This is a genomic window from Duganella guangzhouensis (assembly GCF_009674535.1).
GTDB classification, from domain to species: domain Bacteria; phylum Pseudomonadota; class Gammaproteobacteria; order Burkholderiales; family Burkholderiaceae_D; genus Rugamonas; species Rugamonas guangzhouensis.
In genome coordinates this window covers 18,982-38,650 of the sequence record NZ_WKJK01000002.1, presented here as the reverse complement: position 1 = coordinate 38,650, position 19,669 = coordinate 18,982, and the positions used below count along the sequence as shown (strand labels likewise).

18 protein-coding genes and 1 tRNA gene are annotated in these 19,669 nt (G+C 63.0%); all 19 read left to right on the top strand.

Translation table 11 applies throughout. The annotated features are described in order from the left end of the window. Complete coding sequence (locus GJ699_RS03200) at positions 1-1,104, top strand: acyltransferase family protein (protein ID WP_154373064.1); 1,104 nt, start codon at positions 1-3, stop codon at positions 1,102-1,104. 7 nt (positions 1,105-1,111) lie between these two features. Then, positions 1,112-2,392 carry a glycoside hydrolase family 18 protein gene (locus tag GJ699_RS03195; RefSeq protein WP_154373062.1) on the top strand — a complete coding sequence of 427 codons (1,281 nt, stop codon included), beginning with the start codon at positions 1,112-1,114 and terminating at the stop codon, positions 2,390-2,392. Beyond that, positions 2,389-3,393, top strand: a complete 1,005-nt coding sequence (locus tag GJ699_RS03190) for a hypothetical protein (protein WP_371867446.1) — start codon at positions 2,389-2,391, stop codon at positions 3,391-3,393. The genes GJ699_RS03195 and GJ699_RS03190 overlap by 4 nt, the downstream gene beginning before the upstream one ends. Positions 3,394-3,637: 244 nt before the next feature. Next, entirely contained in the window at positions 3,638-6,298 is a 2,661-nt protein-coding gene (locus GJ699_RS03185; RefSeq protein WP_154373060.1) for a TonB-dependent receptor, read from the top strand. A 40-nt stretch (positions 6,299-6,338) separates the two neighbouring features. After that, positions 6,339-7,232, top strand: a complete 894-nt coding sequence (locus GJ699_RS03180) for an SMP-30/gluconolactonase/LRE family protein (protein ID WP_195763450.1) — start codon at positions 6,339-6,341, stop codon at positions 7,230-7,232. Positions 7,233-7,258: 26 nt separating this feature from the next. Beyond that, complete coding sequence (locus tag GJ699_RS03175) at positions 7,259-8,956, top strand: beta-N-acetylhexosaminidase (RefSeq protein ID WP_229261933.1); 1,698 nt, start codon at positions 7,259-7,261, stop codon at positions 8,954-8,956. Between the two features lie 10 nt (positions 8,957-8,966). Then, positions 8,967-10,853, top strand: a complete 1,887-nt coding sequence (locus GJ699_RS34945; RefSeq protein ID WP_267877707.1) for an MFS transporter — start codon at positions 8,967-8,969, stop codon at positions 10,851-10,853. Between the two features lie 113 nt (positions 10,854-10,966). Next, on the top strand, positions 10,967-11,734 hold the full coding sequence (locus GJ699_RS03165) for a GIN domain-containing protein (protein ID WP_154373058.1): 768 nt from the start codon (positions 10,967-10,969) through the stop codon (positions 11,732-11,734). A gap of 24 nt (positions 11,735-11,758) precedes the next feature. Next, the gene (locus tag GJ699_RS03160; protein ID WP_154373057.1) at positions 11,759-12,367 is read left to right on the top strand and encodes a tetratricopeptide repeat protein; all 609 of its coding nucleotides are present in this window, start codon (positions 11,759-11,761) and stop codon (positions 12,365-12,367) included. Positions 12,368-12,413: 46 nt separating this feature from the next. Next, positions 12,414-13,394, top strand: a complete 981-nt coding sequence (locus tag GJ699_RS03155; protein WP_154373054.1) for an NAD(P)H-quinone oxidoreductase — start codon at positions 12,414-12,416, stop codon at positions 13,392-13,394. A 128-nt stretch (positions 13,395-13,522) separates the two neighbouring features. Further along, a complete protein-coding gene (gene tpiA, locus GJ699_RS03150; protein ID WP_154373052.1) occupies positions 13,523-14,269 on the top strand; it encodes a triose-phosphate isomerase in 747 nt (248 codons plus the stop codon). A 50-nt stretch (positions 14,270-14,319) separates the two neighbouring features. Next, positions 14,320-14,742, top strand: a complete 423-nt coding sequence (gene secG, locus GJ699_RS03145) for a preprotein translocase subunit SecG (RefSeq protein WP_154373051.1) — start codon at positions 14,320-14,322, stop codon at positions 14,740-14,742. Positions 14,743-14,916: 174 nt separating this feature from the next. Continuing rightward, positions 14,917-15,001, top strand: a tRNA-Leu gene (locus GJ699_RS03140). 159 nt (positions 15,002-15,160) lie between these two features. Beyond that, positions 15,161-15,520 (top strand): NADH-quinone oxidoreductase subunit A, encoded by a 360-nt coding sequence (locus GJ699_RS03135; protein WP_371867445.1) that lies wholly within the window; start codon positions 15,161-15,163, stop codon positions 15,518-15,520. 3 nt (positions 15,521-15,523) lie between these two features. Continuing rightward, positions 15,524-16,000: a NuoB/complex I 20 kDa subunit family protein gene (locus GJ699_RS03130; protein WP_008450353.1), complete on the top strand. Its 477-nt coding sequence runs from the start codon at positions 15,524-15,526 to the stop codon at positions 15,998-16,000. An 18-nt stretch (positions 16,001-16,018) separates the two neighbouring features. Further along, complete coding sequence (locus GJ699_RS03125; protein ID WP_154373049.1) at positions 16,019-16,612, top strand: NADH-quinone oxidoreductase subunit C; 594 nt, start codon at positions 16,019-16,021, stop codon at positions 16,610-16,612. Further along, entirely contained in the window at positions 16,612-17,865 is a 1,254-nt protein-coding gene (locus GJ699_RS03120; protein WP_154373047.1) for an NADH-quinone oxidoreductase subunit D, read from the top strand. The genes GJ699_RS03125 and GJ699_RS03120 overlap by 1 nt, the downstream gene beginning before the upstream one ends. A gap of 18 nt (positions 17,866-17,883) precedes the next feature. Beyond that, positions 17,884-18,363 carry an NADH-quinone oxidoreductase subunit NuoE gene (gene nuoE, locus GJ699_RS03115; RefSeq protein WP_154373044.1) on the top strand — a complete coding sequence of 160 codons (480 nt, stop codon included), beginning with the start codon at positions 17,884-17,886 and terminating at the stop codon, positions 18,361-18,363. Then, on the top strand, positions 18,360-19,655 hold the full coding sequence (gene nuoF / locus GJ699_RS03110; RefSeq protein WP_154373042.1) for an NADH-quinone oxidoreductase subunit NuoF: 1,296 nt from the start codon (positions 18,360-18,362) through the stop codon (positions 19,653-19,655). Before nuoE ends, nuoF begins: the two co-directional genes overlap by 4 nt. Positions 19,656-19,669: the final 14 nt, after the last annotated feature.

Genomic DNA, 19,669 nt, shown 5'->3' with positions numbered 1-19,669 from the left:
ATGTCGACAACTGCTTCCTCCCGCAACCTGGCGCTGGACGTTTTCCGCGGCCTGACATTGGCCCTGATGATCGTGGTGAACACGCCTGGCGGCGAAGCCAGCTACGCACCGCTGGAACACGCCGTGTGGCACGGCTTCACGCTGACCGACCTGGTGTTCCCATCCTTCCTGTTCGTGGTCGGCGGCGCCATGTGCCTGAGCATGAAGAAATTCGAGGGCCGCGACGAGGCGTATTTCCTGCGCACCGTCGCCAAGCGCGGCGGCCTGATTTTCCTGCTGGGCTATCTGCTGTACTGGTTCCCGTTCTTCACGCCGGAATTTACGCTGTCGCCGATTGCCGCCACCCGCATCATGGGCGTGTTGCAGCGCATCGGCCTGTGCTACTTCTGCGCCGCGCTGATCGTGCGCTATGGCGGGCTGCGTGGCGCGCTGGCGTTCAGCGTCGCGGCGTTGCTGGGCTACTGGTGGCTGCTGTATCAGTTCGGCGACTACACGTTGACCGGCAACGCGGTGCTGAAGCTGGACCTGGCGCTGCTTGGTGCGCCGCATATGTACCACGGCGAGGGCGTGGCCTTCGATCCCGAGGGCATTCTGAGTACCTTGCCGTCCATCGTCAACGTGCTGGCCGGTTACGCCGCCGCGTTGTGGCTGCAACGGCGCGGACGCACGCCGCGCGCGCTGCTGGCGCTGGTGGCGGCTGGCGTCGCCTGCCTGCTGCTGGCCATCGGTTGGGATGGGCTGCTGCCGATCAACAAGAAAATCTGGACCAGCTCCTTTGTCGCTTGCACGGTGGGCTGGGATTTGCTGATATTGGCCGCGCTGGTGTGGCTGATCGACATCGCCGGCCTGCGCTTCGGCCTGTACTTCTTCGAAGTGTTCGGCAAGAACACGCTGTTCATCTACCTGCTGGCCGATGTGATGGTGATCGTGCTGGCGCGCGTGCAGGTGGGCGGCGTGATGCTGTACCGCTGGCTGTACCAGACCTTGTTCCTGTCCTGGGCCGAGCCGCTGCCGGCGTCGCTGCTGTTTGCGCTGGCCTACATGCTGGCCTGCTGGCTGGTGGCTTATCTGATGGATCTCCGCAAAATCTACATCAAACTCTGAGGATCATATGCGTACACGTTTATCCTGCTGGGCCGCCGCTGCGGCCCTGTTGACGGCGGCCGGCGGCGCGGTTGCGGCGGAGGGCCAGGTCGGCTCCTACTTCACCGCGTGGAGTGTGGAAAAGGAATTCCGGCTCAAGCAGTTCGACCAGTCGGGCGCGGCGGCCGGTTTCACTTATCTGGTGTACGCGTTTGAAAACGTCTACAAGATGCCGGACGGCGGCTACCGCTGCGACAGCGGCCGCGACGCGCCGGATGCGGGGCAGGGCGCCGGCATGTACGCGACCTACGATTACGCGCGCCGCTTTGCCGCCGATGAGTCGGTGGACGGCAGCGCCGACCGCGCCGGCCAGCCACTGGCGGGCAACTTCCATCAACTGGCGCAATTGAAGAAGCGCCATCCGCAGCTGAAGGTGCTGGTGGCGTTGGGCGGCGGCGAGTGGTCGCGCTGGTTCTCGGCAGGGGCGGCGACGGCGGCTTCGCGCAAGGCGCTGGTGGCGTCGTGCATCGACCTGTACCTGCGCGGGAATCTGCCGCTGCTGGATGGGCATGGCGGCCCCGGCGCGGCAGCAGGCGTGTTCGATGGCATCGACCTCGACTGGGAACATCCGGGACCGGGCGACAAGGCCAACCTGACCTTGCTGCTGGAAGAATTCCGCCGCCAGCTGGATGCGCTGGGCGGCGGCAAGCACTACCTGCTAACGTCGGCCGTCAACAGCACCGATGAAAAGATGCAGTACACCGATCCGGCGGCCTACAGCCGTTCGCTGGACTGGATTAACCTGATGACCTACGACTTCCACGGCGCCTGGAGCGCCAAGGGACCGACCGGCTTCCAGTCCAATCTGTACAGCGATCCGGCCAGCGGCGACGCCAGCCCGCGCAGCGTCGACAGCGGCGTGCAGCGCTTCATCAAGGCGGGTGTGCCTGCTAACAAGATCGTGGTGGGCGTGCCGTTTTATGCGCGCGGCTGGCGTGGCGTGGGCGCGTCCAACAATGGCTTGTACCAGCCCGCCACCGGGCCGGCGCACGGCTTCGAGGAGGGCGCCGAACAGTACGCGACCATCGCCGCCAAAAAGCTGACACCGTTCTACCATCCGCTGACGCGGCAGTTGTGGACCTTCGATAACGGCACTTTCTGGACCTACGACGATCCGCGCGTGATCCGCGACAAGGCGGAGTACGTGCGCACGCGTGGGCTGGCCGGCATGATGTCGTGGGCGCTGGATCAGGATGATGCCGCGTTCTCGCTGTCGCGCGCCATGCTGGACGTGCGGCGCGCGCCGTGAAGCTGCGCCTGCCCGGCGCGGTCGCCGCGCTGCTGGTCGTCGCCGTGGCAACGCTGGGCGGCGTGGCTGCCAGCGGCGTGCCTGACGCTGCGGGACTGTTCTCCGGTTCCGCTGGCGCTGCCGGTGGCACGGGCCTGCTGTCGCTGCTCGGCATCGGCCAGCCAGCGGCGGGCGGCGCGCCGGCACGGATACTGGCGGGCTACTATCCGGCTTGGTACACCGCGCCGGCACGGCTGCGCGACCTTGATCCGCATTACGGCGTGGTCTACCTGTTCGCGGCGCGCCCGGTCGGCGGCCCTCCCGGCACCACCGGCGCGGTTTACTGGACGCCGCCGGGTGACGGTCGTGGTGCCGCCAGCCACTTCAACGACGACCTGCAATACGCACGCAAGGTGCAGGGCCGCAAGGTGATCCTGTCGGTCGGCGGCGATGGCAACGGCATGAGCTTCCCCAACCGCGCCAAGTCGCGCGCCTTCATCGCCAGCATCGTCGCGCTGTACCGGCAATTCGGCGGCTTCGATGGCCTGGACTGGAACACCTTCCAGGCCGCGCAGCGCCCGGACACGGCCGAGATGATCTGGATCAGCCTCGAACTCAAACGCCTGTTCCCCGGCTTCATCATCAGCGCGCCGCCGGCGCCGTGGAACAGCGTCGACCAGCGCTTCTGCCTCGACATGCTGCGTGCCGGCGCGCTCGACTACGCGGCGCCGCAGTACTACGACGGCCCCAACCTGGCCGATCCCGATTACGTGATCGCCAACGTCGACCAGTGGGTGGCGCTGCTGGGCGCGTCGCATGTGGTGGTCGGCTTCGGCATCAACAGCGCCGCCAATTTCATGAGCGATGCGCAGGCGGCCGCCACCTGGCGCGCAGTGCAGCGCCGCCACCCCGATCTGCGCGGCGCCTTCAACTGGGAACTGGATACCGACGAACGCCAGGGCTGGCCCTTCGCCCGCAAGATCGGCCCGCTGGTGTTGCAGCCGGGGCACACGGCTCTGTAATGAATTGTAAGGATTTGCATGATTTTCTAAGCGAATCCGGCAGCACCACAGGCACGGCAAAAGCCTGCGTAAGGAAGTGTAAGCGCGGTATGGGTGGGCTAAAAAAATAATCAATAAATTCAGAAGCTTATGAATGTTTTGTGCAAAGTGGTCTTAATCTGGTCTGGCGTCAATGCCAATGTTACTGTTGAAAACAGGCCACCGCGCCGTGGGTAAGCATTCAAATCAAACTAGAGGAAAGAGCATGTTTCAATCGAACCGCAGTAAGACTCTTATTAGCTCGGCAGTTGCGGGCGCGCTGGCCGTGCTGGCCGGCAGCGCGCTGGCGCAAGAACAGGCCGATGGCAAGCCAAACGCCGACGGCATCCAGGAAGTGATGGTGACCGCGACCCGCTACAGCACTTCGCTGCTGAAGACACCGGTGGCGGTGACGGCCATCACCCAGGAAGAATTGACGCGCCAGGGCGCGGTCAACATCAAGGCGCTGACCGGCGAGGTGCCGAACTTGCAGCTGGGCGGCGCGGTCGATGGCAGCTCGGGCGTGCAGATCGCGATTCGTGGCGTGTCGAATTCCGACTTCACCGAAATCGGCAACCCGGCGGTGGGCCTGCACGTGGCCGGCATTTATTCGCCGCGTCCGCAGGGCGCGCTGGCGCTGCTGTTCGACCTGGACCACCTGGAGATTTTGCGCGGCCCGCAAGGCACGCTGTTCGGTCGTAACTCGACCGGCGGCAGCATCAACATCATTCCGAACAAGCCGGTGATCGGCAGCAAGGAAGGCAATGTCGAGCTGGACCTGGGCAATTACAACCAGCGTCAATTGTCGATCGTGCAGAACATTCCGGTGACCGATAACTTCGCGCTGCGCTTCACCGCCAGCGGTGTCAAGCGCGACGGCTGGATCAACCAGACGCAGGACAAGTACGACGTCAACATGCCATCCAAAGGCTTCGTGGCGGATGGCATTCCGGATACCGACCAGCGCCACAACACCGCCGTTGGCAAGAGCGATTACTACACCAACCGCAACCAGTGGGCGGCGCGCCTGTCGGGCCTGTGGAAAGTCACCAAGGACCTGCAATGGCTGGTGGCCTACGAGAATTTCCAGAACAACGATGCCGGCGACATCGCCATGAAGGATTGCGCGCAGGCGGCCGGCACGCCGTATGCCTGCACCGGCGGCAAGTACAGCGTGTCGATCAACGTGCCGGGCATCACCGACATGTCGATCCGTACGCTACGCTCCAACCTGGTGTGGAACGTCAACCAGCAAACCGACATTGAATACAGCTACGCGCACGCGGTGCAGCGCCGCTCCCAGCAGCAGGATAGCGATGGCGGCTACCAGCCGATCGAAGCCGATGTCGACGCCACCGCTGCGGCCGGCGGCGATCACTGGCCGGTGGTGGACAACGCCACTTACACGCTGGGCTCGAAATTCGCGTCCGACGTGCACGAGCTGCAACTGCGGCAGAACTTCGGCAACTGGCGCTATGTCAGCGGCCTGTTCTACATGAAGGAAAAGAACAGCCTGGATTACGGCCAGGATTTCCTCAACCAGGGACCGAACGGTTATCCGTATTCCAACTTCTATCACCAGCCGGACCGTGAATCGGAATCCAAGGCCGCGTTCGCGCAGGCCGACTGGCAGTTCGTGCCGACCTGGAACTTCACCGCCGGCGTGCGCTTCAGCCGCGACTCGCGCTCCGACAAGAACGGCCAGTTCTGGGAATCCTACGGCACCGATTACTTCAACGGCATCCTCGATCCGGGCGGTCCCGGCACGCCGGGCTACACCGGCGTCAACTCCAGCCTGCTGAAACCGGGCATGGGCGCTTATTATGGCAGCAGTGCCTTCCCCAACGCCTCGCTGATCAGCGACCACGCGGAATCGTGGAGCAAGACCACCGGCCGCCTCGGCCTGACCTGGCAGCCGGATTCGCGCAACATGCTGTACGCCTCGCTGTCGACCGGCTACAAGGCTGGCGGCTTCAACGACCGCTTCAATCTGTGCGGCTCCGAGCTGGACGCCAACGGCAATCCGTACAACTGCGCCACCGGCCCGGCCGGCCCGCAATACTCCTTCCTGCCGTACAAGCCGGAAACCGTCACCAACCTGGAATTCGGTTACAAGGGCAAAATGCTGGATGACCGCCTGACCCTGTCGGCCACGGTGTTCTACAGCCGCTACAAGGATATGCAGGTGACCGGCCAGCACACGGTGGGCCGCTCCGCCCGCGTATGCGACGCCGACCATCCGGGCTGCGATGCGGTCATCAGCTGGTGGTCGACCCAGAACGTCGGCCGCGCCGATATCAAGGGGCTGGAACTGGAAGGGCAGTACCGGCCGTGGCGTGATGGCCGCTTCTCGTATTCGGCCTCGTTGCTGAGCGCGAAGATCGCCGATTACAAGACCTACAGCGATGACATCGGCTGTACCGCGCGCGCCGCGCAGGGCGTGACGCCGTGCCCGGATTACTACAACGGCAGCGATACGGCGCTGGCGCAGCTGCGGCCGTACAACGTGGTCGGCAACCATCTGCCGTACGCACCGCCGCGTACGCTGAATATCAGCTTCTCGCAGGACTTTTACTTCGCCAACGGCTGGGCGCTGACGCCGTGGATCCAGGCGCGCTGGCAGGACAAGATGTATTTCTCGCTGCGTAATCTGGACGCGCCGCACCTGTCCGACGCGCAGCGCGCCTACAGCCAGGTCGATGCCTCGCTGCGTTTGAGCACGCCGTCAGGCGCCAAGTTGCCGTGGCATGCCGAACTGTACGTGCGCAACCTGGGCGATGTGCGGGCCAAGACCTGGGCCGGCATCGGCGGTCCGCAGCAGACCTTCACCGTGGCCTCGTACAACGATCCGCGCATGTTCGGCATCCGCCTGGGAACGGAATGGTAAAAGCGTGGCGAACCTTCACGGCTGGGTTAGGATAGCGAGCATGCGATCACCTATTCTTTCCTTGCTGTTTGCCGGCCTGGCCATGTCCATGCCGGCCGTCGCCGAAGTGCTGTTCAGAGCCGTGCCATTGACGGCCGCGCACAGCTTCACGCCCGGCATCGAGGGGCCGGCGGTGGATGCCGCCGGCAATATCTACGCCGTCAATTTCGGCCGCCAGCAAACCATCGGCGTGGTGACGCCGCAGGGCGTGGCGCGCGAGCTGCTGGCGCTGCCGGGCGAATCGGTGGCCAACGGCCTGCGCTTCGGCCGCGACGGCACGCTGTATGTGGCGGACTATGTCGGCCACAATATTTTGCGCGTCGCGCCGGGCGGCAACGCGGCGCTGCCGTTCGCGCATGAAGCCGGCATGACGCAGCCGAACGATATCGCCATCACCGCCGACGGCGTGCTGTACGCCAGCGATCCGGACTGGGAGCACAACAGCGGCCGCGTGTGGCGCATCGACCGCGATGGCACGGTGACGCTGGCGGCGGATGGCATGGGCACGGCCAATGGCATCGAGGTCAGTCCGGACGGCCGCACCTTGTATGTCAACGAGAGCGTGCAGCGGACTATCTGGGCGTTCACCATCCAGGCCGACGGCTCGCTGGCGGACAAGCGGCTGCTGCGGCGCTTTGCCGATTTCGGCATGGACGGCATGCGGGTGGATGTCGACGGCAATCTGTACGTGACGCGGCATGGCAAGGGCTCGGTGGTCAAGCTGTCGCCGGCGGGCAAGCTGCTGCGCGAAATCCGGCTGCCGGGCGCCAGGCCGAGCAATATCTGCTTTGGCGGGCCGGATGGCCGCACCGCCTATGTGACCGAGGTCGAGCATGGCAGGCTGCTGCAATTCCGCGTCGACCGGCCGGGGCTGGAGTGGCAGCGGCTGCGTTAATTCAATCCAATAATTCGAGGGGACGTATGCGATTACAAGTTTTGCTGTCGTGTTTGGTTTGTCTGATGGGAACGGCGGGCGCGCAAGAGGTGGTGCCGCGCCCGGCGCACATGCAGCGCAATGCCGGCGAATTCACGCTGACGGCGGCCACCCGCATCGTCGCCAGCGGTGATGCGCTTGCGGAAGCAGCCATGCTGCGCGATTACCTGCGCCCGGCCACCGGCTATGATTTACCCATCGTCGGCAAGGACGGCGTCAACGCCATCCGCCTCAGGCTGGACGGCAAGCAGGGCGCGCTCGGCAAAGAGGGCTACCGCCTGAGCAGCGATGCGCGCGGCGTCACCATCACGGCCGCCACCAGCGCCGGTCTGTTCTATGGCGTGCAGACCTTGCGCCAGCTGCTGCCGGCCGATATCTACCGCAAGGCCAAGGTGCAGCGCAACTGGCCGCTGGCGGCGGTGAGCATCGAAGACCAGCCGCGTTTCGGCTGGCGCGGCAGCCATCTGGACACGGTGCGCCACTTCATGCCGAAGACGTTTTTGTTCAAGCATCTGGAACTGCTGGCACAAAGCAAGATGAACGTGTTCCACTGGCACCTGACCGATGACCAGGGCTGGCGCATCGAGATCAAGCGCTTCCCGCTGCTGACGCAGGTGGGGGCCTGGCGCACTGAAACCCAGCTGACGCCGCGCCCCGGCGATCCGCCCGGCCTGCGCTACGACGGCCAGCCGCATGGCGGCTTCTACACGCAGGACGATATCCGCGAAGTGGTGGCCTACGCCGCCGCCCGTCACATCACGGTGGTGCCGGAAATCGAAATGCCGGGCCATGCGCGCGCGGCGATTGCCGCTTATCCCGAGCTGGGCAACCAGCCCGAGCGCAAGCTGGGCGTGGGCCGCGACTGGGGTGTGATTCCTGAAGTGTTCAATGCCGAGGAAAGCACGGTGCGCTTCCTGCAGCAGGTGCTGGAGGAGGTGCTGGTGCTGTTCCCCGGCCAGTACATCCACGTCGGCGGCGATGAGTGTCCGAAGACCGAATGGGCGCATTCGCCGGCCGCGCTGGCGCGCATGAAGCAGCTGAAGCTGGTGCCGGCCGAGACCACGCTGGCCGACATCCAGAACTACAAGGATGGGCAGGGCAAGCCGGCCGATCACCCGGCGCTGCATCAGCTGCAAGCGTGGATCATCGGCCAGATGGATGTCTATCTGACCCAGCATGGTCGGCGCCTGATCGGCTGGGACGAGATTCTGGAAGGCGGGCTGGCGCAGGGCGCCACGGTGATGAGCTGGCGTGGCGAGCAGGGCGGCTTGCACGCTGCCCAGGCCGGCCACGATGTGGTGATGACGCCGGAGCGCGATACCTACTTCGATTACTACCAGGCCGATCCAGCCACGCCGGGCTTCCGCGAACCGCCGGGCGCGCGCCAGGTTACCACTTTGCAGCGCGTGTACGCCTACGAGCCGGTGCCGGCCGCGATGCCGCCGGAGCTGGCGCATCATGTGCTGGGCAGCCAGGCACAGTTGTGGACCGAGTATATGCCGGATGGCCGCCACGTCGAATACATGGCCTGGCCGCGCCTGCTGGCGATGGCGGAGAATCTGTGGACGCCGAAAGCGCTCAAGGATTACCCGCAATTCGAGCAGCGCCTGGCGCCGGCCTTGCAGCGGCTGGAGGTGCAGGACGTGAACTATCGCACGGCCGATGGTCCGCGCTGGCCGCGTTGAAAGAACACTGATGACGCACAAGACTTATCAGTGGTTCCTGGCGCTGGTCAGCGGCCTGGCCGGGCTGTTGTACGGGATTGATATCGGCATCATCGATCCGGCGCTGCCCTATCTGAACCGCGCCACCAGTTTGAGCGAGGGCCAGCTGTCGCTGGTGGTGGCGGCGGTGCTGGCCGGCTCCATTCTCGGCTCGGTGGTGGCCGGCGTGCTGGCCGACTGGCTGGGCCGCAAGCCGATGATGGTCATCAGCGCGCTGATGTTTGTTGGCAGCGTGGCGGTGATCTATCTGTCGCAATCGTTCGTGCCGCTGCTGCTGGGGCGTCTGCTGCAGGGCATGAGCGGCGGCGTGATCGCGGTGGTGGTGCCGCTGTATCTGGCCGAGTGCCTGCCGGCCGAGCAGCGTGGACGCGGCGTGGCGGTGTTCCAGTTCATGCTGACCGCCGGCATTGTGCTGGCGGCGTTTGTCGGCAATCACTACCTCGGCAATGCCGAACTGGCGATACAGGCGGCTGGCGCCGATCAGGCCAAGGTGATCGCGGCCGCCGATGTTGCGTGGCGCAGCATGTTTCTGACGGTGCTGTATCCGGGCGCGGCTTTCCTGCTGGGCTGTCTGCTGGTGGCGGAATTGCCGCGCTGGCTGTTGCGGCGTGGCCGGCCGGAGCTGGCGCGGACGGCGTTGCTGCGGCTGCGTCCCGCCGCCGCCTGCGATGCCGAGCTGGCCGAGATGGCGTCGGCGCTGGCGGCCGAACGTGCGCGGCCCCGGCTGGCGCCGGCCGCCGCCGTGGTCGAGATGCTGACCGAGCGGCGCTATGTGCTGCCGTTTATCCTGGCCTGCATCATCCTCGGCTGCAATCAGGCGACCGGCATCAATTCGATGCTGCAGTTCATGTCGACCATTTTGCAGAAGGCCGGGCTGGACCCGGTGGTGGCGGCCAGCTATGGCACGGTCATCAAGATCCTCAATTCGGTGATGACGGTGGTGGCGATTGTGCTGGTCGAGCGCAAGGGCAGGGTGTTCCTGCTGAAGCTGGGCACGGGCGGCATCATTGTGTCGCTGTGCTTGCTGGCGCTGCTGTTCTACCGCTTCGAGTCGCAGCGCGTGGATGTGCGGGCGCAGGTGGCGGCGCAGGTCAGCGGCAACCGGCTGGACTTCAATCTGGCCGACGCGCGCTGGGTCGGACAGGGTGCGGTGCAACTGAGCATTCTGTATCAATATGGCGAGCGGCAGCAAGTGGCGGAGGCGTATACGCCGACCGAGGCGTCGCTGGCGGTGCTGGTGCGGGCGGACGAGGTGGCGCACACCCTGTCGCCGCAGCAGCAGGCTGTGTTGCGTCAGGCGCAGGCGGCCTGGAGTGGCCACGGCCCGGCTGAAGCGGCGGACGCGGCGCAGCAGTTGATCGCCGGCTTGCCGGCCGAGGCGCGCACGGCGCTGGAGGCGGGGCGGCGCGTGCTGGCGGCGCAGCACATCCTGATCGCGCCGCCGCCGGCTGCGGCCGGGGCGACGCTGCCGGCGTTGCATATCCTGCGCGCCACGGCCGGGCCGACGCCCAGTGCGCAGACCGGGGCGCTGGCCGCGCTGTGCATCGCCGGCTTCATCGCCGCGTTCTCGATCGGTCCCGGCGTCTGCGTCTGGCTGGCGCTGTCCGAGCTGATGCCGACCCGCATCCGCTCGGTCGGCATGGGCGTGGCGCTGTTGATCAACCAGGGCACCGGCACCTTGATCGCCGGCGCCTTCCTGCCCCTGGTCGGCAATTTCGGCTTCCATGTGATGTTTTTGTTCTGGACGCTGTGCACCGTGGTGTACTTCATCACCGCCGCCTTCTTCCTGCCCGAGACGCGCGGCAAGTCGCTGGAAGAAATCGAACTGCTGTTCGTCCGCCCGGCCGCCGGCCGCTAAACCTCCCGTTTTTGCTCGTCCAGTCCCCGAATTGCGCAGTCTGTCGCAATTCGGGGACGGCCGGCGCTCGGCCGGAGGTATGATTGTCGCAATATCATCCGAGGATTCCGTCTATGAAGAAGCTTTTCCAGTTCGGCCTGCTGCTGGCCGCCTTCCTGGCCTTGTTCACCCGCGCCGACGCCGCCGACGATGCCACTGAAACGCGGGCGATCGCCATCGACGCGCGCGTGGTGCGCGTCAAGCTGGATGGCCTGATCGACCTCAAGCTGCGCCAGGGTGATGTGCCCACGCTCAAGCTGATCGGCGAACGGCGCAACCTGGACAAGCTGACCGCCTCGCAAACCGGCGATACCTTGCATCTGGAAACCGAAGGGCGGGGCATCAAGATCGGCCGCTCGACCACCCGCGTCGAACTGGTGCTGCCGAAGCTGCGCGAGGTGGTATCGGATGGCGTCGGCCAGACCGAGATCAACGGCTTCAGTGGCGACGAGCTGGAGCTGACCATGGACGGCGCCGGCACCATGAAGGTGGTGTGTGACTACAAGGTGCTGCGGGCCAGCCTGGGCGGCGTCGGCAGCATGAATCTGTGGCTGAGCGAAAACGACGAGGTTGAACTGGATCTGCGCGGCGCCGGCTACGTCACGCTGGGCGGGCGCAGCAAGTTGCTGAAAGCGGAACTGGGCGGCGTGGGCGGCCTGAACGCGCAGCAGTTCCAGGCCGATTCGGTGGATGTCGAGCTGAGCGGCCTGGGCAACGCCACCGTCACCGCAAAAACCAATGCAACGCTGAACCTAAGTGGCCTGGGGTCGGTCACTGTGTATGGCAAGCCGTTGAACCGCAACGTTAGCGTCGACGGTCTGGGCAAGGTCAGCTGGAAGTAAAACACACCTTATATATAACGCGATATGAAAAAATTCATACTAGCGATGGTCTTCGCCCTGGGCTGGCAGCAAGCCGCGATGGCCGGATTCGCCGAAGGGGCGACCGCATACAACAGCAAGAATTATGCGGTGGCGTTGAAAGAGATACGACCGCTGGCGCAGGCCGGCAATGCCGATGCCGAGCATCTGCTGGGGCTGATGTACTACATGGGCCGTGGCGTGCCGCAAGATTACAAGCAGGCGCTGGAGTGGCACCGCAAGGCGGCGCTCAAGGGCAAGGCCGACGCGCAGTACGTGGTGGGCGCGATGTACTACACCGGCAATGCGGTGATTCAGGATCACAAGCAGGCGGTGGCGTGGTTCCGCAAGGCGGCCGAACAGGGCCATCCGGACGCGCAGCAGGTGCTGGGGCTGATGTACCGTTATCACATCGGCGGCATGCCGCAGGATAACGTGATCGCCTACATGCTGTGGAATCTGGCGGCGGCCAATGGCTCGGTTAATGCCGCAGAGCAACGCTCACAGGTGCTGAAGAGCATGACGCAGGAGCAGATCGAGGAGGGGCAGTCGCTGTCGGCGGCGTGGAAGCTGAACACCCCCTTGCCGCAGAAATCGCGCACGGGCGGCGGCTGACAGGCGCCTGACGTACAATCGCCCTTTACGTTTTAAAGGGCGAACCATGCGCGCAATTGAAATCACCCATCCCGGCCCGGCCGATGTCCTGAAACTGTGTGAACGTCCGATGCCGGTGGTGAAGGCGGGCGAGGTGCTGATCAAGGTGCATGCGGCCGGCGTCAACCGCCCGGACGTGTTCCAGCGCCAGGGCAATTACGCGCCGCCGCCCGGCGCGTCCGACATTCCCGGCCTGGAAGTGGCCGGCGAAATCGTCGACGGCGACCTCGATTACACCACCCTCGATATCGGCGACCAAGTGTGTGCGCTGGTCCAGGGCGGTGGCTATGCCGAGTACGTTGTTGCGCCAGTGCAGCAGGTTTTACCGCTGCCAAAAGGCTGGTCGATGCTGGAAGCGGCCTCAATTCCGGAAAATTACTTCACAGTCTGGAGCAACGTGTTCGACCGCGCTCAACTCAGTGCCGGCGAGACATTATTAGTGCAGGGTGGCAGCTCCGGCATCGGTGTTTCGGCGATCCAACTGGCGTCGGCAATGGGCCATCGCGTGTTCGCCACCGCCGGCTCGGACGACAAGGTCGCGGCCTGCGTGGCGCTCGGCGCCGAGCGCGGCATTAACTATAAAACCGAGGATTTTGCCACCGTGGTCAAGTCGCTGACCAACGATCGCGGCGTCGACGTCATCCTCGACATGGTGGCGGGAGACTACCTGCCACGCGAGGTTTCCTGCCTGGCGGACGATGGCCGCATCGCGATTATCGCCACCCTGGGCGGCGGCAAGGCGCCGCTGGACATGGGCCAGGTGCTGCGCCGCCGCCTGACCATCACTGGCTCCACGCTGCGTCCGCGTTCCGCCGAATTCAAGGGGGCGATCGCCCGCAAGCTGGTGGAAAAAGTCTGGCCGATGATGGCCGAGCGCAAGATCAAGCCAGTGATCCATACCGTGTTCCCTTTGGAGCAGGCCGCCGCCGCGCATGCCCTCATGGAAAGCAGTAATCACGTCGGCAAAATCATGTTGCAGGTGATCTAAAGGGGATTTCGTTGTAAAATGCGTAGTAAATTTACGGTTTTGATGAGCCGGGGAGAGGCTTTGCCTGTTTGACCGTGTCTTTTTTGGCGCGGTACAATGGTCAGTTATTAATCTTTGGACTGACACTCATGCGTCAAAAACTCGTCATCGGTAACTGGAAAATGAACGGCAACCGCGCCGCTAACACGGCATTGTTGTCCGGCATCGTGGCGGGTCTGAATGACTTTGGCGCGGAAGCGGCAGTATGCGTGCCGGCACCTTACCTGGCCCAGTGCCAGGCGGAGCTGAGCGGCACCCCGGTCGCATGGGGCGCGCAGGATGTGTCGGTTCACGCCGGCGGCGCTTACACCGGCGAGGTATCGGCGGCCATGTTGCAGGACTTTGGCGCCAAATATGTGATCGTCGGCCACTCGGAGCGTCGTGCTTATCATCACGAGAGCAATGAACTGGTGGCGCAGAAGACGCTGGTAGCGCTGGCGGCCGGATTGACCCCGGTGGTGTGTGTCGGTGAATTGCTGGCCGAGCGCGAAGCGGGGCAGACCGAGGAAGTGATCTGTGGCCAGCTGCAGGCGGTGCTGGATCTGATCCAGCCGGAGCAGGTGGCGAATATCGTGCTGGCTTATGAGCCGGTCTGGGCCATTGGTACCGGCAAGACGGCGACGCCGCAGATTGCCCAGGATGCGCATCGCTTCCTGCGTGATTGTGTGGCGAAAAAGAATACGGCAGCGGCGGCCGGCGTGCAAATCCTGTACGGCGGCAGCATGAAGCCGGAAAATGCACGTGAATTGATGGCGCAGCCAGATATTGATGGCGGTCTGATTGGTGGCGCCGCATTAAAGTCGACTGATTTTCTCGGGATTATTCAGTCGGTTTAAAAGCGGTAGAAACAAAACGATACAAAACTTTTATATTTGAATGGAATAACATGGGTACCTTCTTCAATCTGGTTATCGTAGTACAGGTCATTTCGGCTATCTCCATTATCGGCCTGGTATTGCTGCAGCACGGCAAGGGCGCCGACATGGGCGCGGCCTTCGGCTCGGGCGCTTCGGGCAGCCTGTTCGGCGCCACCGGCTCGTCGAACTTCATGTCCAAGTCGACCGGCGTTGCTGCCGTGATCTTCTTCAGCGCCACGCTGGCCCTGTCCTACATCACCACCCATCAAATCAGCAGCGTCAGCGGCGGTGTGATGGATAAAGTGCCGGCCGCTGCGCCAGCCCCGGCGGCACCAGCCGCAGCGGCCCCTGTAGCTCCTGCCGCAGCATCGGCGGAGGGTTCGTCGGCACCGGTTGCACCGGCCGCGTCGGCGCCTGCCAACGTGCCTCCTGCAAATTCGATTCCAAAGTAATATAATCGCTGTTGTAAATCGAGTGCTGTTGATAATTTTTTAAGTTGTTTGCTCATAGTTTTAGCAGTATCGTAGTGAGCGCAAAAATAGTTAAAGATTTATCGCTTTTCTTCTTGTTTTGACGCAATACGGCATTAACAACCGCGTGAAAACGAAGTAAAATAACGGCCTTATGCCGACGTGGTGAAATTGGTAGACACGCTATCTTGAGGGGGTAGTGGCGCAAGCTGTACGAGTTCGAGTCTCGTCGTCGGCACCAGAATATAGGCCAGCAAGGGTGGTACCAAGCTGGCTTTTTTACGAGGATGTGTCGTTCGATCCTGGTCTTAGAGGTTTTACGATTGGGGCGAACGTAAGCGCACCGCAGAACACCGCGATGTGTCCTTTAAACTGATCGTTCAACATAAGCTCATCAATCGTGAACCTCGAAAATTATCTCCCCGTCCTGTTGTTCATCCTCGTCGGTCTCGGCGTAGGTATCGCTCCCCAACTGCTGGGCCACATTCTCGGCCCGAAAAAGCCCGATGCGGCCAAGCTGTCCCCGTATGAATGCGGCTTCGAAGCGTTCGAAGACGCGCGCATGAAATTCGACGTGCGTTACTACCTCGTCGCGATTCTCTTTATTTTGTTCGATCTGGAAACGGCGTTCTTCTTCCCGTGGGGCGTATCCATGCGCGAACTGGGCTGGCAAGGCTTCGTCACGATGATGGTCTTCATCGCCGAATTCGTGGTCGGTTTCTGGTACATCTGGAAGAAAGGTGCCCTTGATTGGGAATAAGCCATGGCTATTGAAGGCGTATTAAACGAAGGTTTCATCACCACCTCGGCTGACAAGCTGATCAACTGGGCGCGCACGGGTTCGATGTTCCCGATGACGTTCGGTCTGGCTTGCTGCGCAGTCGAAATGATGCACGTGGGCGCTGCCCGTTACGACATGGACCGCTTCGGCGTGGTGTTCCGTCCATCGCCACGTCAGTCCGACGTGATGATCGTGGCCGGCACGCTGTGCAACAAGATGGCCCCGGCACTGCGCAAGGTCTACGACCAGATGCCAGAGCCACGCTGGGTCATCTCGATGGGCTCCTGTGCCAACGGCGGTGGCTACTACCACTACTCCTACTCCGTCGTGCGCGGCTGCGATCGCATCGTGCCGGTCGACGTGTATGTGCCAGGCTGTCCGCCGACCGCTGAAGCTCTGCTGTACGGCATCATGCAGCTGCAGAACAAGATCAAGCGCACCAACACGATCGCACGCTAACGGGGGCGCTACAACAAAATGACTACACATCTGGAAAAACTGCAAACCGCCCTCGGCTCCGCCCTGGGCGATCGCGTTACTACCGTGGTTGCGCTGGGCGAGATCACGGTCACCGTGAAGGCCGCCGACTACTACGGCGTGATGCAAACCCTGCGTGATGATCCATCGCTGGGCTTCGACCAGGCGATCGACCTGTGCGGCATCGACTATCTGACCTATGGCGACGGCGCCTGGGACGGCCAGCGTTTCGCCGTGGTGGTGCACCTGCTGTCGGTGAAAAACAACTGGCGCGTCCGTGTGCGCGCGTTCTGCGCCGACGACGACATGCCGCTGCTGGCATCGGTCACGCCGCTGTGGCGCGCCGTCAACTGGTACGAGCGCGAAGCGTTCGACATGTACGGCATCCTGTTCGAGAACCACAACGACCTGCGCCGCATCCTGACCGACTACGGTTTCATCGGCCATCCGTTCCGCAAGGACTTCCCGGTCTCGGGTTATGTCGAGATGCGCTACGACCCTGAGCAGAAGCGCGTGATCTACCAGCCGGTCACCATCGAGCCGCGTGAAAACGTGCCGCGCGTGATCCGCGAAGAAAATTACGGGATTAAATAATGGCTGAGATTAAGAACTACACCCTGAACTTCGGTCCGCAGCACCCGGCAGCGCACGGCGTGCTGCGTCTGGTGCTGGAGCTGGACGGCGAAGTGATCCAGCGCGCCGACCCGCACATCGGCCTGCTGCACCGTGGTACCGAGAAGCTGGCGGAACAGAAGACCTACCTGCAGTCGGTACCGTATATGGACCGTCTGGACTACGTGTCGATGATGTGCAACGAGCACGCCTACGTGATGGCGATCGAGAAGCTGCTGGGCATCGACGTGCCGCTGCGCGCGCAGTACATCCGCGTCATGTTCGACGAAATGACCCGCATCCTGAACCACCTGATGTGGCTGGGCGCGCACGCGCTGGACGTTGGCGCCATGGGGCCGTTCCTGTACTGCTTCCGCGACCGCGAAGACCTGTTCGACTGCTACGAAGCGGTATCCGGCGCGCGCATGCACGCGGCCTACTACCGTCCGGGCGGCGTCTACCGCGACCTGCCGGACGCGATGCCGCAGCACAAGCCATCGATCATCCGTTCGCAAAAAGCCATCGACCAGCTGAACGAACACCGTCAGGGTTCGCTGCTGGACTTCATCGAAGCCTTCACCGCGCGTTTCCCGACTTATGTCGACGAATACGAAACCCTGCTGACCGACAACCGTATCTGGAAACAGCGTACCGTCGGCATCGGCGTGGTGGCACCGGAAGACGCACTGGCGATGGGCTTCACCGGCGCCATGCTGCGCGGTTCGGGCATCCAGTGGGATCTGCGCAAGCACCAGCCGTACGAAGTGTACGACCTGATGGACTTCGACGTGCCGATCGGCACCAACGGCGACTGCTACGACCGCTACCTGGTGCGCGTGGAAGAACTGCGTCAGTCGAACAAGATCATCAAACAGTGCGTTGAATGGCTGCGCAACAACCCAGGTCCCGTCATGACCAGCAACCGCAAAGTTGCGCCACCAGGCCGCGTGGACATGAAGACCAATATGGAATCGCTGATCCACCACTTCAAGCTGTTCACTGAAGGCTTCCACGTGCCGCCAGGCGAAGCCTACTCGGCGGTGGAACATCCGAAAGGCGAATTCGGCGTCTACCTGTTGTCCGACGGCGCCAACAAGCCATACCGCGTCAAGCTGCGCTCGCCCGATTATGCGCACCTGCAGTCGCTGGACGAAATGGCGCGTGGCCACATGATTGCCGACGCCGTGACCATCATCGGCACCCAAGACATCGTGTTCGGCAGTATTGACCGCTAAGTGCGAGAGGCAAAAAGAATGTTGTTATCTGAGCAGTGCTACAAAAAAATCGATCGCGAGCTGGCCAAGTATCCAGACGATCAGCGCCAGTCGGCCGTGATGGCAGCGCTGGCGCACGCCCAGGTTGAACTGGGCTGGGTCTCGCCGGAAGTGATGCAGGAACTGGCGGACTACATCCGCATGCCGGCCATCGCCGTGCAGGAAGTCGCCACTTTCTACAATATGTACAACCTGAAGCCGGTCGGCAAACACAAGATCACCGTGTGCACCAACCTGCCTTGCGCCCTGTCGGGCGGCGAGCGCGCGGCACACCACCTGAAGCAGAAGCTGGGCATCGACTACCGTGACACCACGGCCGATGGCGAGTTCACGCTGATGGAAGGCGAGTGCATGGGCGCCTGCGGCGACGCGCCGGTACTGCTGGTGAACAATCACCGCATGTGCAGCTTCATGTCCAACGACAAAATCGACTCCCTCGTGGAGGAACTCAAGAAATGACGTCACTCCACGACCGACATATCGATCCAGTCATCCTGGCCGGCCTGAACGGCGATAACTGGCATCTGGAAGACTACGTAAAACGCGGCGGCTACAGCGCCCTGCGCCGTATCATCGAAGAGAAAATCACCCCGGAACAAATCATCGCCGACCTCAAAGCGTCGTCGCTGCGCGGCCGTGGTGGTGCGGGTTTCCCTACCGGCCTGAAGTGGAGCTTCATGCCGCGTCAGTTCCCGGGCCAGAAGTACCTGGTATGTAATACAGATGAGGGCGAGCCTGGCACTTTCAAGGACCGCGACATCATTCGTTACAACCCGCACGCGCTGATCGAAGGCATGGCCATCGGCGCCTACGCGATGGGCATCACCGTGGGTTACAACTACATCCACGGCGAGATCTATCAGGAATACCTGCGCTTTGAAGAAGCGCTGGAAGAGGCGCGCGCCGCCGGCTTCCTGGGCGACAAGATCATGGGCAGCGAGTTCAGCTTCCAGCTGCACGCGCACCATGGTTATGGCGCCTACATCTGCGGCGAGGAAACCGCGCTGCTGGAATCGCTGGAAGGCAAAAAAGGCCAGCCGCGCTTCAAGCCGCCATTCCCGGCGTCGTTCGGCCTGTACGGCAAGCCGACCACCATCAACAACACCGAAACTTTCGCCGCGGTTCCGTTCATCCTGAACATGGGTCCGGAAAAATACCTGGCGATCGGTCGTCCGAACAACGGCGGCTCGAAGATCTTCTCGATCTCGGGCGACGTTGAACGTCCGGGCAACTACGAAGTCCCGCTGGGCACCCCGTTCGCCAAACTGCTGGAACTGGCAGGCGGCATGCGCGGCGGCAAAAAGATCAAGGCGGTCATTCCTGGCGGTTCCTCCGCGCCAGTGGTGCGCGGCGAGATCATGATGCAAACCGACCTCGACTACGATTCGATCGCCAAAGCGGGTTCGATGCTGGGTTCGGGCGCGGTGATCGTCATGGACGAGACCCGTTGCATGGTCAAGGCCATGGAGCGTCTGGCTTACTTCTACTTCGAAGAGTCGTGCGGCCAATGCACCCCGTGCCGCGAAGGTACCGGTTGGATGTACCGCATGATCCACCGTATTGAAAATGGCCAAGGCCGTCCATCGGATCTGGACGTGCTGAATTCGGTTTGCGACAACATCCAGGGCCGCACGATTTGCGCGCTGGGCGACGCGGCGGCAATGCCGATGCGTGCGTTCATCAAGCAATTCCGCGAAGAATTTGAATATCACATCGAGCACAAGCATTGCTTAGTGCCCGCTTACCTCTAAGCTGCGTACGATCA

What these genes read in the sequence shown, in the direction of transcription:
- GJ699_RS03200 (WP_154373064.1), top strand. Translation starts at nt 1, where the DNA reads ATGTCGACAACTGCTTCCTCCCGCAACCTGGCGCTGGACGTTTTCCGC.
- GJ699_RS03195 (WP_154373062.1), top strand. Translation starts at nt 1,112, where the DNA reads ATGCGTACACGTTTATCCTGCTGGGCCGCCGCTGCGGCCCTGTTGACG.
- GJ699_RS03185 (WP_154373060.1), top strand. Translation starts at nt 3,638, where the DNA reads ATGTTTCAATCGAACCGCAGTAAGACTCTTATTAGCTCGGCAGTTGCG.
- GJ699_RS03180 (WP_195763450.1), top strand. Translation starts at nt 6,339, where the DNA reads ATGCGATCACCTATTCTTTCCTTGCTGTTTGCCGGCCTGGCCATGTCC.
- GJ699_RS03175 (WP_229261933.1), top strand. Translation starts at nt 7,259, where the DNA reads ATGCGATTACAAGTTTTGCTGTCGTGTTTGGTTTGTCTGATGGGAACG.
- GJ699_RS34945 (WP_267877707.1), top strand. Translation starts at nt 8,967, where the DNA reads ATGACGCACAAGACTTATCAGTGGTTCCTGGCGCTGGTCAGCGGCCTG.
- GJ699_RS03165 (WP_154373058.1), top strand. Translation starts at nt 10,967, where the DNA reads ATGAAGAAGCTTTTCCAGTTCGGCCTGCTGCTGGCCGCCTTCCTGGCC.
- GJ699_RS03160 (WP_154373057.1), top strand. Translation starts at nt 11,759, where the DNA reads ATGAAAAAATTCATACTAGCGATGGTCTTCGCCCTGGGCTGGCAGCAA.
- GJ699_RS03155 (WP_154373054.1), top strand. Translation starts at nt 12,414, where the DNA reads ATGCGCGCAATTGAAATCACCCATCCCGGCCCGGCCGATGTCCTGAAA.
- tpiA (WP_154373052.1), top strand. Translation starts at nt 13,523, where the DNA reads ATGCGTCAAAAACTCGTCATCGGTAACTGGAAAATGAACGGCAACCGC.
- secG (WP_154373051.1), top strand. Translation starts at nt 14,320, where the DNA reads ATGGGTACCTTCTTCAATCTGGTTATCGTAGTACAGGTCATTTCGGCT.
- GJ699_RS03130 (WP_008450353.1), top strand. Translation starts at nt 15,524, where the DNA reads ATGGCTATTGAAGGCGTATTAAACGAAGGTTTCATCACCACCTCGGCT.
- GJ699_RS03125 (WP_154373049.1), top strand. Translation starts at nt 16,019, where the DNA reads ATGACTACACATCTGGAAAAACTGCAAACCGCCCTCGGCTCCGCCCTG.
- GJ699_RS03120 (WP_154373047.1), top strand. Translation starts at nt 16,612, where the DNA reads ATGGCTGAGATTAAGAACTACACCCTGAACTTCGGTCCGCAGCACCCG.
- nuoE (WP_154373044.1), top strand. Translation starts at nt 17,884, where the DNA reads ATGTTGTTATCTGAGCAGTGCTACAAAAAAATCGATCGCGAGCTGGCC.
- nuoF (WP_154373042.1), top strand. Translation starts at nt 18,360, where the DNA reads ATGACGTCACTCCACGACCGACATATCGATCCAGTCATCCTGGCCGGC.